11 protein-coding genes are annotated in these 14,058 nt (G+C 29.4%); 7 read left to right on the forward strand and 4 right to left on the reverse strand.

What is annotated here, in order from left to right; all coding sequences use genetic code 11:
- Positions 1-67 precede the first annotated feature (67 nt).
- The 7 genes from metG to MED152_RS09080 all read left to right on the forward strand — a co-directional run bounded on the left by metG (position 68) and on the right by MED152_RS09080 (position 10,897).
- The gene (gene metG / locus MED152_RS09050; protein WP_302846646.1) at positions 68-2,137 is read left to right on the forward strand and encodes a methionine--tRNA ligase; all 2,070 of its coding nucleotides are present in this window, start codon (positions 68-70) and stop codon (positions 2,135-2,137) included.
- 12 nt (positions 2,138-2,149) lie between these two features.
- Positions 2,150-3,685 (forward strand): sugar porter family MFS transporter, encoded by a 1,536-nt coding sequence (locus tag MED152_RS09055; protein ID WP_015481566.1) that lies wholly within the window; start codon positions 2,150-2,152, stop codon positions 3,683-3,685.
- A gap of 70 nt (positions 3,686-3,755) precedes the next feature.
- The gene (locus tag MED152_RS09060) at positions 3,756-6,113 is read left to right on the forward strand and encodes a hypothetical protein (RefSeq protein ID WP_015481567.1); all 2,358 of its coding nucleotides are present in this window, start codon (positions 3,756-3,758) and stop codon (positions 6,111-6,113) included.
- A 52-nt stretch (positions 6,114-6,165) separates the two neighbouring features.
- Positions 6,166-7,068, forward strand: coding sequence for a histone deacetylase (locus tag MED152_RS09065; RefSeq protein ID WP_015481568.1), 903 nt, complete (start codon positions 6,166-6,168; stop codon positions 7,066-7,068).
- Positions 7,069-7,140: 72 nt separating this feature from the next.
- Positions 7,141-9,516 (forward strand): hypothetical protein, encoded by a 2,376-nt coding sequence (locus tag MED152_RS09070; RefSeq protein WP_015481569.1) that lies wholly within the window; start codon positions 7,141-7,143, stop codon positions 9,514-9,516.
- Between the two features lie 214 nt (positions 9,517-9,730).
- Positions 9,731-10,189 carry a lipocalin family protein gene (locus MED152_RS09075; RefSeq protein WP_015481570.1) on the forward strand — a complete coding sequence of 153 codons (459 nt, stop codon included), beginning with the start codon at positions 9,731-9,733 and terminating at the stop codon, positions 10,187-10,189.
- A 3-nt stretch (positions 10,190-10,192) separates the two neighbouring features.
- Positions 10,193-10,897: an OmpA family protein gene (locus MED152_RS09080; RefSeq protein WP_015481571.1), complete on the forward strand. Its 705-nt coding sequence runs from the start codon at positions 10,193-10,195 to the stop codon at positions 10,895-10,897.
- Between the two features lie 48 nt (positions 10,898-10,945).
- Here MED152_RS09080 and MED152_RS09085 read toward each other — a convergent pair whose 3' ends face one another.
- From MED152_RS09085 to MED152_RS09100, 4 genes are all read right to left on the reverse strand, one after another.
- Positions 10,946-11,827, reverse strand: coding sequence for a head GIN domain-containing protein (locus MED152_RS09085; protein WP_015481572.1), 882 nt, complete (start codon positions 11,825-11,827; stop codon positions 10,946-10,948).
- Between the two features lie 4 nt (positions 11,828-11,831).
- Complete coding sequence (locus MED152_RS09090; RefSeq protein WP_015481573.1) at positions 11,832-12,215, reverse strand: hypothetical protein; 384 nt, start codon at positions 12,213-12,215, stop codon at positions 11,832-11,834.
- A gap of 9 nt (positions 12,216-12,224) precedes the next feature.
- The gene (locus tag MED152_RS09095) at positions 12,225-12,722 is read right to left on the reverse strand and encodes a DoxX family protein (RefSeq protein ID WP_015481574.1); all 498 of its coding nucleotides are present in this window, start codon (positions 12,720-12,722) and stop codon (positions 12,225-12,227) included.
- 147 nt (positions 12,723-12,869) lie between these two features.
- A complete protein-coding gene (locus MED152_RS09100) occupies positions 12,870-14,054 on the reverse strand; it encodes an AraC family transcriptional regulator (RefSeq protein WP_015481575.1) in 1,185 nt (394 codons plus the stop codon).
- Positions 14,055-14,058: the final 4 nt, after the last annotated feature.

The following is a 14,058-nucleotide window of genomic DNA, read 5'->3' on the forward strand; positions in this document are numbered from 1 at the left end:
ATTACTTTTCGATGGTTTTTAAAACCATGTTTTCGTACTTTTGTCTCTTCAAAAATGATTCCAAAAAATTAAGAGAAACACTATGAGTGCTCCAAAAAGATATACAATTACAGCAGCTTTACCTTATACAAATGGGCCTATTCACATTGGTCATTTAGCTGGGGTTTATGTACCTGCAGATATTTATGCGCGTTATTTACGTTTAAAAGGTAAAGATGTGGCCTATATTTCTGGTTCAGATGAACATGGAGTAGCTATACCAATGAGAGCTAAAAAAGAAGGTGTTACTCCACAAAATATTATAGATAAGTATCACACAATTATTAAAAAATCTTTTGAAGATTTTGGAATTTCTTTTGATAATTACTCAAGAACATCTTCAGAAATTCACCACAAAACAGCTTCAGACTTTTTTATAAAAATGTATAATGAAGGTGATTTTATAGAAGAAGTTACAGCACAATTGTATGATGCTGAAGCAGATCAATTCTTGGCAGATAGATTTGTAGTAGGTACTTGCCCTAAATGTGGTTTTGAAGAAAGTTATGGAGATCAATGTGAAAATTGTGGTACAAGTCATAATGCAACAGACTTAATCAGCCCAAAATCTGCAATTACTGGTAATGTACCAACTGTAAAAGAAACAAAACACTGGTTTTTACCTTTAGATAAGCACGAAGATTTTTTAAGAAAATGGATTTTAGAAGGGCATAAAAAAGATTGGAAACCTAACGTTTATGGTCAAGTAAAATCTTGGGTAGATGATGGTTTAAGACCAAGAGCTGTAACCAGAGATTTAGATTGGGGAATCCCTGTGCCTGTTGAAGGTGCAGAAGGTAAAGTGCTGTATGTTTGGTTTGATGCACCTATTGGTTACATTTCATCAACCAAAGAATGGGCAGAAAGAGAAGGTAAAAACTGGGAAGATTATTGGAAAAAAGACGATACTAAATTGGTGCACTTTATAGGGAAAGACAATATAGTTTTTCACTGTATTATTTTTCCGAGTATGTTAAAAGCACATGGAGATTATATTTTACCAGATAATGTGCCAGCAAACGAATTTTTAAATTTAGAAGGCAACAAATTATCAACGTCTAAAAACTGGGCAGTTTGGTTGCACGAATATTTAGAAGACTTTCCAAATCAGCAAGATGTTTTGCGTTATACGTTAACAGCAAATGCCCCAGAAAGTAAAGACAATGATTTTACATGGAAAGACTTTCAAGCAAAAAACAATAATGAGTTGGTTGCCATTTTTGGTAACTTTATCAATAGAGTAGTAGTATTAACTAACAAATATTACACAGGTGCTGTACCAACTCCAAATGATTTTACAGAAGTAGATGAAGATGTTTTAGCAGCTGTAAAAGAGTTTCCAAACGTAATTGGTAAATCTATAGAAAGATATAGATTTAGAGAAGCAAGTCAAGAATTAATGAATTTGGCGCGATTAGGAAATAAATATTTGGCAGATGAAGAGCCTTGGAAAGTTATAAAGGTAGATGAAGAGCGTGTAAAAACAATCATGTATGTTGCCTTACAAATTTCAGCGGCGTTAGCTGTGGTTGCAGAGCCATTTTTACCATTTACTTCAACAAAATTAAAAGGAATCTTAAATTTAGAAACTTCTATTTCTTGGGATGATATTTCTGATAAAAATGTATTAATTCCTGCAGAACATCAAATAAATAAAGGTGAACTTTTGTTCTCTAAAATAGAGGATAAAACAATCGATGCACAATTAGAAAAACTACAAGCTACAAAGTTGGCAAATGAACAAGAAAATAAGGTTGTTGAGCCACAAAAAGAAACAATTGAATTTGATGATTTTACCAAATTAGATATAAGAATTGGTACAATTCTAGAAGCAGAAAAAGTAGCGAAAACTAAAAGACTACTAAAACTTAAAGTTGATGTAGGTATAGATACAAGAACAATAGTTTCTGGTATTGCAGAGAGCTTTTCTCCTGAAAACATTATTGGCCAACAGGTATCTGTCTTAGTGAATTTAGCTCCAAGAAAAATTAGAGGTGTAGAAAGTCAAGGTATGATTTTAATGACAGATACTCCAGATGGTAAATTGGCTTTTGTAGAACCAGAAAAAACGGTAAAAAACGGGCAACAAATAAGTTAGTATATTTACTTTATGTCAAGAAAGTTAATATTTATTTCATTTGTTGTTTCTATTGGAGGCTTTTTGTTTGGCTTCGATGCTGGTATTATTTCTGGGGTTATGTCTTATGCAGGTCCAGAATTTAATTTAAACGATATACAATCTGGTTGGGTTGTAAGTTCGCCTTCTTTTGCAGCCATGATTGCTATGCTTTTTTCAGGTAGATTAAGCGATATTTTTGGACGAAAAAAAATCCTAATCCTTGTAGCCCTTCTTTATGCTGTTTCAGCACTTTTTTCTGCCATAGCTAATTCTTACGAAATGCTTTACATAGCTAGAATGATTGGTGGCTTAGCCTTTGGTGCAGCTCTAGTTTTAGCACCAATGTATATTGCAGAAGTTTCCACAGCTAAGAATAGAGGAAAACTTGTGGCAATTCAACAATTGAATATTGTACTTGGGTTTTTTGCTGCTTTTTTAAGTAACTATTTCTTTAACAAATACAATCAAGAAGTTTCTTTCTTAAATGATGCTACAGTTTGGAGGTACATGTTAGGGGTAGAGTTTTTGCCTGCTATCGTATATTTTTTAATCTTGTTTTTTGTACCAAAAAGTCCAAGGTGGTTATTTTTAAAGAATAAAGCAAAAGAGGCTAAAGATGTTTTAGTAAGTATTCATGGTAAGATTGTTGGTGAAATAGAGGTAAAGGCAATTCAAGAGAGCACGAATACATCAGAAAATGACAAAAAAATTAGTTTAAAAGAACTGCTCAAACCATCCCTTCGTTTTTTATTTCTAGTTGGTTTAACTGTTGGTATTTTACAACAAATTACAGGTATTAATGCAGTTTATTTTTATGCAACATCAATCTTTAAACAAACAGGTATAGGTACAGATGCTGCTTTTTCATCTGGAATTTTACTTAGTTCTGTAACTGTTGTTTTTACCATTATTGCTATGTATTTAATCGATAAAATGGGTAGAAGGCCTTTATTATTAGTTGGTACATTAGGTATTGCCATTAGTTTATTGGTATGTGCATATGGTTTTAAACAAGCTACATATCAACTCTCTAAAGAAAAAATTGAAGCCTTAAGTTTTAGTGGTTCAGAAAAACTACAAACAATAGCAAATAAACAATATGCTTTTGATGTTGATTTCAAAAATGACTTAAAATCAATTTTAGGCAATCAAACCTATGCTAAAAACGATGGCGAAATTTTAGAGGCTGCAATTACCATAAATGCAAACTTGGTTTTATTTGGTATACTTGGTTTTATAGCATGTTTTGCCTTTTCCTTAGGGCCTGTAATGTGGGTTTTATTATCAGAATTGTATCCATTAAAATATAGAGGATTAGCTATTGGAGTAATCGCATTTGTAAATTCTTTAATAAGCTCTTTGGTTCAACTTGTTTTTCCTTGGGAGCTGTCTAATTTGGGTAATGCCATGTCTTTTTTCTTGTTTGGTAGCATTGCTTTAATAGGCTTTTTTATCATGCTAAAAATAGTACCAGAAACCAAAGGAAAATCTTTAGAAGAAATTGAAAAGGAGTTTGTAAAAGGGTAATTTTTTAGCTTAAGCAATTTTTTTTGGCATTGTTGTTGGTGTTTTTTCAATTCAAAAAAACCAACAAACTATGAAAAAAACTACTATTCTATTTCTTATTTTATGCTGCAGTTATACTTTTTCTCAAAATAAACTCAATGGAAAAGATCTTAAAAATGCTTACGATAAGTATACCAATTCTTACCAAGAAGTTGTATTTGCACATTTAAATAAAGATAAATTAATTCAAGGTGAAGCTTTAGGTTTTACAGCTTACGTTTTACATAAACAATCTAAAAAGCCTTCTGAGTTAACCAAAAACTTATACTGTGTAATTGAAGATGAAAATAAAAATATTGTTAGGAAGAAGCTCTATAAAGTAGAAAACGGAATAGCTAATGGCATTTTTAACATAGACAGTAAATTTAAGGGAGGGAATTACACCTTTAAGGCGTACACCAACTATATGTTAAACTTTACTGATCAACAAAATTATTATTCTTCTAATTTTCAAGTTCTAGATGTAACCTTAGATATAAATATTGCAAAAATTAATAGAAGTAAAAGTTTAGATGTACAGTTGCTTCCAGAAAGTGGGCATTATTTGCACAATACAAGCAATACAGTAGGTGTAGTGGTTAAAGATAGCTTGGGCTATGGAGTTGCTAATTTAAAAGGACAAATAATAACTAATGAGAATAAAACCGTAAGTAGCTTTGCACTGAACCATTTAGGAATAGGTAGATTTTTATTTACACCAGACATTACAGAAAGCTATACAATAGTTTTAAAGGAGAAAAATAAAATTATTTTAGAAAAGAGCTATAGGCCTAATGTAAAAATTAATGGTATAATTTTAAAAGTGGGTTACAATGGCGAAAATTGTATAGTTTCAGTAAAGACCAATGCAGAAACACTACCTAAAATTACAAATAAGAAATTTGTACTTAGCATACATGATGGAAAACAATTAAACCATTTAGATATTGTTTTTAATGATAAGCCAGAGTTGACTAAAAAAATACCTTTTTCTTATATGGCAAAGGGTATAAATGTAATTACACTTTTATCGGATAAAAATATACCCATAGCAGAAAGACTTTTTTTTAATTATCACAATCTAAACATTTTAAAAAGTAAGGTTACCCTTGAGCAAAAACGAGATACTGCTAGTTCTATAAGCTTGAATTATAGCAAGTTTAGAGAAAGTCAATTTAATAATGTAAGCATATCAATTTTACCTTTACAAACTAAATCTTACAATAAAAACACCAATATTATATCTCAGACTCTTTTATTACCCTATATAAAAGGGATTATTGAAAAAAGTGGTTATTATTTTAAAGAAATAAATAAAAAAACGAAATACGATTTAGATAATTTATTAATTACACAAGGATGGAGTAGCTACAATTGGAGCAATATCTTTAATAATAACAACATAAAACGTTTTAATTTTGAAAGAGGAATTTCTTTAAAAATTAATATTCCTAAAAAAGAAAAAGCTACGCGTTTTTACCTACACAATACATCACAAACAAGACCAGAAAGTTTTGAATTAAATAAAGGTGTTAAAACTTTTATTTATGATAATTTTTATCCAAAAGATAAAGAACCCATCTATTTTTCTAAAATAAATAAAAAGGGAGAAGCAAGCACAATTGGTTTATATGTACAATACTTTCCTAGTATTATCCCAACTTTAAATAAAGATGCAAATAGATTAAGACTAAAAAAGGAATACTTTACAATAGAAGAAGACACAGAAAATTTCTCTTACCTTAATCTAAACAGAACACAAATACTAGACGAGATTGAAATAAAAACAAGTTTAGAGGATATGAGAAGAAACTCTATTAAAAACGCAACCAGAGGCGAAGTATTTTTTATAGAAGAAAGAGATAGAGAAACTACATTAGCAGACTATTTGAATGATATTCCTTATGTTTTTGCTGAAGAAGATTTTATAAAAAAAACATTTAGGTCTTTTAATAGAAATAATGGGGAGCCTTATACTATGGTTGTAGATGGAGTGGAAAAAAGACAGAGAGAATTGCATAATTTTTTATTAGATTATATAGACTTTATAGATATAGACCCATATAATCGTTCTTATGGTGATATTATGAGCATGGGTGCAATAAAAATTACAACGCATCCAGAAAGATATAAAGCAACCATAAAACAAACCAAAAGCAAATTTAATGTGCCTTTAGGTTTTACTGCATCTAAAACATTTTATAAACCTTTATACCCTACTTATAAAGATAGTTTTTTTAAAGAATTTGGAGTTATAGATTGGTTGCCCATTAATGAAATTGATTCAAATGGTAACTTGTCTTTTTCTTTCTGGAACAATCAACCCAATTCATATAAACTTTTTATTGAGGGGGTAACAGCAGATGGCGATTTTATCTTCGAAGAAAAAATTATTTCAATGATTAAATAAATATTTAGTTTTTCTAAAATAGAATTTAGATGCAAAATTTCTAAATTTGTTTATGCTAAAAATTGCACATCATCCTATTTATCATCATCCTTTAAAAGAAGGGCATCGTTTTCCGATGATAAAATACGATTTGCTGCCTGAGCAATTAATTTATGAAGGTACTTGTTCTTTAGAAAATTTTTTTGAACCAGAAATTCCTGATAATAAGCACTTTTTCACGGTTCATGAACCAGACTATTTTTTCGATTTACTAAATATTACTTTAGATCAAAAGGCAGCTAGAAAAATTGGTTTTCCTCTCTCTGAAGTTTTAATAGAAAGAGAAATGGTTATTGCAGATGGTACAATGAAAGCATCTGAATTTGCGCTAAGAAATGGTATTGCAATGAATATTGCAGGAGGCACACATCATGCATTTTCAAATAGAGGAGAAGCGTTTTGCATGTTAAATGATCAAGCAATTGCAGCAAAATATCTTCAGCATAAAAATTTAGTCAAAAAAGTTTTAATAGTAGATTTAGATGTTCATCAAGGTAATGGAACTGCAGAAATATTTGCAAATGATAATTCTGTTTTTACCTTTTCTATGCATGGTAAAAGCAACTATCCTTTTATTAAAGAATCGTCAGATTTAGATATTGCTTTAGAAAACGATACTAATGATGATGAGTTTTTATCAATCTTAAAGAAAACTCTTCCAAATTTAATTGAGTCAGAACAACCAGATTTTATTTATTATTTATGTGGTGTAGATGTTTTGGCTACAGATAAATTAGGAAAATTGGGGATGAGTTTAGAGGGCTGTAAAGAAAGAGATCGATTTGTTTTACAAACCTGTTTTGATACTAAAATACCAGTAATGTGTTCTATGGGAGGTGGGTATTCTAAAGATGTAAATATAGTTGTAGAGGCACACGCAAACACATTTCGGTTAGCACAAGAGATTTTTTATTAAAAAGCATAATTTTATGTTAATTTGGCATGATTTGTGTTAATTTATTAAAAAATTATTTAAATCCTTCAAATTATGAAAAGAACTACAAACCAACCACACATCACATTAGCATTTTTAACCTTTTTCTTTACTACATTTTCAATATTTAGTCAGCAATCTTTTCAAGATTTAAATATTGAAGATGAATTTAAAAATTATACCCAACCTTATGAAGAGTTGATGTATGCACATTTAAATAAAACTAAATTTATTGTAGGAGAAAATATCGGGTACACAGTATATGCTTTTAACAAGAAAAATAAAATACTGTCTTCTGTTACCACTAATATTTACTGTGTTATTACAGATAAAAACAACAAGGTTGTGAAAGAACAAATGATAAAGGCTGAAGATGGCATTGCAAGTGGTTCTTTTGTTATAGATGATAAGCTATTTAAAGAAGGGAGTTATAATTTTAGGGCCTACACAAATTGGATGATGAACTTCTCATACCAAAACATATTTTCGGAAAACTTTGAAGTTTTAGGTACAAATTCAAATCAAAATAAATCAAAATTAAATAGTTTTAAAAATATAGATTTACAGGTTTTACCAGAAAGTGGTCACCTTTTAGGGGGTTTAATTAATACAGTAGGTATAATTGCAAAAGACTCTTTAGGCTTTGGCTTATCTAATGTAGAAGGTAAAATTTTAAATAGTGAAAATGAAGAAATCACCAATTTTAAATTAAATGATTTAGGTATTGGTCGTGCTTCATTTATTCCTAAAAATCTTGAAGTTTATAAAGCTGTTATTAATTATAATGGAACAAAACAAACCATATTATTAAAAAATAAAGTGGAACCTAAAGGAGTTATTTTAAAGGTTACTTCGAATAATGATTATGCACTATTATCTATAGTTGCCAATGAAAATACAAGAGAATTTATTAAAAACAACAATTACAAACTTGTGTTACATGATGGTAAAAATATAGAAACAATACCTGTAAATTTTAACGATAAACTTACGCATACATTAAAAATTCCATTAGAAGAAATATCAAAAGGGGTTAATATTTTTACGCTGTTTAACGAAGAAAACATTCCAGTATCAGAAAGGCTATTTTTTAATTTTAAAGGGTTAAACCTTAAAGAGAGCAAATTGGTTTCTTCGAATACAAAAAATGGAAAAACAACTGTAAATTTTCAATTTAACAATTCAAAAATCATTAATAACAATAATGTTAGTGTTTCTGTTTTACCAAAAGGTACAAAATCATACAGAAAGAATACGAATATGATTTCTCAAATTCTTCTAGAACCTTATGTAAATGGTTTTATAGAAAATGCCAATTATTATTTTTCGGATATGAACCTAAAAAAACAATTAGAGTTAGATAATTTATTACTTACCCAAGGATGGAGCAGTTACGATTGGCTAAATATCTATAACAATAAACAAAAAATCAATTATACTTTTGATGAGGGAATTGCCATAAAATTTAATGTACCAGCAGAAAAGAAAGAAAGTAAATTTTTAATTCATCCGTTAAAAGAAAACGAACCTCAATTAATTTCCTTTAATGAGAAAGTATCCTCTTTTACAGCTAGCAAATACTTTCCAGAAGATGATGAAAAACTTTATTTATCTAAAATAAATAGAAATGGTAAGGCTGTTAAAACACCTGTTTATGCGCAGTTTTCACCTAATCAAATACCAGATTTAAAAGCTAAACTTCCCTTTTTAAAAGCTAAACCTAACTATTATAGTTATGAGAATTTAGTAGATATTAATAGTTTTATTAAATTAAACAATACAGAAGTTTTAAGTGAAATAGAAATAAAGGCGAAAACAGAAAGAGATAGAATAGAAAGAATAAAAAATACAGCTTTTGGTAAGGTAAAATTTTTAAATGATAACGACAGAGTAAGTACTTTGGCTACATATTTAAATGCTCAAGCAGGAATTGCTGCTATAGACGATCATAGAAATTCAACATTCCGTGTTTACTCCAGATCTGCAGATGGTGTACCTTCAATATTTATAAATGATTTTTTTACTAACGATTATTCTATATATTATAATTATTTTCTAGATAATGTAGAGTATGTAGAAATAAACCCACTTGGAATTGGACCTATGCAATTAGGAACTGGAGGAACAATCAAGATTTATGAAAATTATAAAAAGTTTAAGAATTATAGACCTACTTTGTCTAAAATAGATTTTCCTGTAACATTCTCGAAATCAAAACAGTTTTACATACCAAAATATGCTAACTCTAATAATAATTTCTTTAAAAGTTATGGGGTTTTGGATTGGTTGCCAAAAAATAAAATCAATGAATCTGGTAATTTAAATTTATCTTTTAATAGTAATAATGTTAAAGAAGTAGTTTTATATATAGAAGGTATCACAGAAAGCGGAGATTTTATTTTAGAAGAGAAAGTAATAAAAACAGAGTAACAAATAATTAACCTATTTTTTACAACAGCACCTTTATTTAACCAATGTAAATGGCTAAATTTAAAGGTGCTTTTGCTTTTATAATATTTTAAAGGTTGTTTTTTAAGTTTGTGATGGTTTTTCATCATAATCTAAATGAAGTAACTTTTATTCTATTTGAGTTAACAAAACACTAGCAATTAGCGTTACTTTGTTTCAAATTAAAAAATCAATTATGAAAAAACTTTTAACATTGATGTTAACCATACTATTATTTTCTTGTGGTGCATCTAAAAATGTAAGAACTCAGCAGAAGGTTATAAAAGGAAATTGGGTATTAACAGATATAGTTTATAGTAAAACTGGAGACTATAAAGTTGTTCTTTTTAATGATGCAAATAAAGAATGTTTAGAGGGCAGTACTTGGAAATTTGTACCAAACAACAATACTGGTACTTACACCATTTCTGACCCAAACTGTATTGAAGGAGAAAGAGAGTTTGTTTTTGTAATCCAAGAAACAGATGTAAACACGGGTTATTATGATTTTCTTTTAAAACCCAAAAACAATGAAAATAATATAGGTTTTCGTTTAGACTTAATGCAATTAACCGAAAATACCATGGTTTGGCAACAAAATATTATGGTAAATGGATCTCCGTTTTTAATTAAAATGAACTTTACAAAACAATAAAACATGAAAAATCTTACAAAAAAAATATATACAGTAGCATTAGCATTATCAGTAGCTTTTACTTTTTCTAGTTGTGAAGCAACTAAAAATGCAAATAATAAACAAAAAGGTGCAGCAATTGGTGCAGCTGGTGGTGCCATTCTTGGAGCCATTATTGGTAACAATGTAGGTAGTGGAAAAAACAGTGAGCTAGGAGCTGTAATTGGTGGTGTTATTGGTGGTGGAGCAGGTGTGCTTATTGGTAAGCGAATGGATGAACAGGCTAAGAAAATTGAAACTGAAGTTCCTGGTGCAAAAGTAGAAAGGGTAGACGATGGTATTGTAGTAACTTTTGATGAGAATAGTGGTGTTTATTTTGATACAAATAAATCTAACATCAATACAAAATCTCAGCAAACCTTAGATAGATTGGCAAAAGTGTTTTTAGAATTTCCAGATACTAAGATTTTAGTTGTTGGTCATACAGATAACACAGGTAATGCAGACTATAATTTAACGCTATCCGAAAAAAGAGCGAAATCTGTAACCAATTATTTAATTAGTGATGGTATTGCTAGCCCAAGGTTTCAAACACTTTGGTATGGTGAAGCACAACCAAAATATGATAATTCAACTGCAGAAGGTAGAGCAAAAAATAGACGTGTAAACGTTGCTATTGTACCTAATGAAAAAATGAAAAATGAAGCAATTAAAGATGCTCAAAATTAGTAATAAGATATTATTTGAATAAAAAAAGCCGCATTTAGCGGCTTTTTTTTATTCAAATAATTTAACAGTTTTGTCTTTATCATCTTCTTTTATTTCTACTAATAATTTTCTAAGTCCAAGTCTATTTACCTTGTAAACTTTAGTACCAACACTCCAATTTTCTTTTCTTGTTGTGCCTGGCATCATAGGAAAACCATAACTAAAGCTACTACCATCTTTTTTAGGGCCTACAACCACAAAATTGTTTCTATTCCATGAGTTGTTCTTAATCTTAAATGGTATCCAGGTAACCTTTTTATTTCTATATTTCTTTGTTTTTGCTAAAGCTTTTTTAGTATCTCCTTTTAATGATTTTGGGGTATTTGCCAATACCAATGTTCCATCATTTTTAACAATAGAGTAAATTTCATTGTTAGCAAAAACTGTAGCTTTTCCTCTTCCCCAAATATTTACTTTAGCATTTTCTGCAATTAATTTAGAAGCTTGAATTTCACCTAATTCTACGCCAATATTTAGTTGATTTACCTTACCATTAACAACTATTTTACCTACAAGAGCCATCAGATTTAGATACTCACTATGCACATTATTTAAGAATAAAGTTTCATGTGTACCAGTTTCAATTCTTTGCAAAAGAGGTGCTCCAATTTTAATGATGATATTCTTTGAAGGTTGTATCCATTCTAATTGATTTAGGTTCAATTTACCATCAACAATTTCTGTATCAATTTTTTCAAAAAGGTTGCTGTCTGCAGTAATTTGCATGCCATTTTTTAGTGATTGATCTACAGTTATTTTTGCATATAAATTCACTTTTAATTCCTTTAAATTAGCAACGTCAAAAGTTCTAGTTTCAATGTTCTTGTTTCCTTTGATCTGCCCAATTAAAGTTGAGCTGGTAAAAACGAGCAGTATTAGTAATTTTTTCATGATATTATTTTTTAATGATTGTAGCTGTTGTATCGTTAAATTTTGTTTGATAGATTAAAGTTTCGGGTTTGTACTCGAATGTTATTTTTCTGTTGTCTTCATTTTTTAATTCGTAGTCAAATCCGTTTTTAACAAATTTAAAGGTGATGCTATTTACAGCTGTTTCTTCTTGAAAATTAACTTCATAAATACCATCATTATTTTCATCGGTTAAAGGATAGCTTTCTCGCCATTGATTTGGTAAAAAACTACCTCTAATCCCTAAGGATTCTATGCCATCTATTCCATTTGTGTCTACTATAAAAGTTACATTTTTTTGATGTTCTTTTTGAACGCAGCTTGCAAATACCCCTAAAAATAGTAGGCTTGTTGTTATAAATTTTTTCATAATTTTAATTTATTGATTTAATTTTTTTGCGATTATATAGTCAATTCCAAATCTTCCAGATCCTAAATAAAGGTGATACAATGAGACCCATAAAAATCCCATTGCTGGCAACATAGACCACATTCCTTGGTTCCATTTTTGCAAGAAAATTGCGACTAACATTGTACACATAATCAAGAAAGATGCAATTCTGGTTTTAAAACCAAGAGCCAGCATTAAACCACCAACTGCTTCAGAGAAAGCACCCATCCATGCAAAAAATACTGGAGCTAAGGCAAAGATTCCACCATATTCTGCAACATCTTTTGGAAACCATGCTACCACTTCAAAAAAGCCTAAATTTTCTGTATTAGACCAAGGCAAGCCAAATTTGTCTGAGCCAAAGCTTAAGGTTAGTAATAAACCGCAAATAATTCTTGGTATGCTAAAAAGTAAATCTGCAAACCAACTTTTTTGGATAATTGGAGTAATAATAAATTTTGATAAACGAATGAATTGTGCTTTCATAATAGAGTTATTGTTCTGTTTGTATTTGGTTACAAAGTTGAACTTAATCTATCTTTTAAAAGACTTAGAAGGTAAAAGCTGGGCTCATTTACAATTTGAGACGTCTTATTTTGGGCTAGAGCCCTATCAAACTCAATCTAAATTTAATTAAGATTTTAAGGTATTTAAAAATTCGGTAGGCGAGCTTTGTGTAATTTTTTTAAACACTCTATTAAAGGTTGCTTTGCTGTTAAAACCACAATCGTAAGCAATACCTAAAAGAGAAAGTTGTTGGTGTTCTCCTGATTTTAATTTTGCTTTAAAGGTGTTTACTCTGTATTCGTTAATAAAGTCGTTAAAGTTTTTGCCAAAACCAGTATTGATGATTTTGCTTAATTCAGCTCTCGTAAGATTTAAGGATTTAGACAAGTCAGAAAGATTTAAATCTGGATTTAAATAGGGCTTTTCTCTATTCATAAAAGTGCTAACCTTTTCTAAGTCTGATTCTAAAAACTCACTAGAATTGTTTTTTTGTTGAGGTATACTTTCTGGATTTGGTGAGAAACTAAAGGATAATTTATTCAGTTTTGTGGTATCTGTAAAATAGCCTTTAATGCCTACAAATAACACAACAAGTGCCATAAAAATGTTTAACCACCATCGTTGTGTATAATTTAATTCAATAATAAGGCTACCCACAATATCTTGTAAAGAACTGTAAAGAAAAAGCAGTGTAAACGCAATTAAAAAACTAAGTATCCAATTCAGTTCTAGTTTATAAGTATTAGAAAAGTATTCTCTGATTCTTTTTCTGTAATTGTAAAAAAGTTGAAAAGTAAAGGCTAAATATAGAAGCATTTGAGCAAAACTAACAAATATTAAAATAGGTTGTATTATTGGCTCATCTAAGGAAAGTTTTAAAATTCCGTTTTGAGTTTCATCAAAACCTGGTTGTAAGCTGTCATAAAAATAAATGGTTAAACGAAAGAGAATTAAAGAGAAAGCTAATACAAAATGAAGCCAATCTTTTTTGCGAAATGTAAAATTAGACGTTGTAATTGCTTTCACATAAAAATAAATTAAAGGCGCAATTGCAACTCCCATTGGTATTAAGAAATAATTGATTTTTGTATTTCTAAAAACATTATACCAGCCCATAAAACCAACTGTATAGCAGGTTTGCTCGTAACATATGATAAGTAGAATTAAACCTAGAAATAAATCGGATATATTTTTCTTTTTAAAATATCTCGCCAACAATAATGCAACAAAAACTAATCCTTGAAAAACAAGAATTAATAATGGTGTGCTGTACAGATTAAAATCTGGAAAGGATAAGAAAAATGATGGCATTATA

It is taken from the genome of Polaribacter sp. MED152, assembly GCF_000152945.2.
Classification (GTDB): domain Bacteria; phylum Bacteroidota; class Bacteroidia; order Flavobacteriales; family Flavobacteriaceae; genus Polaribacter.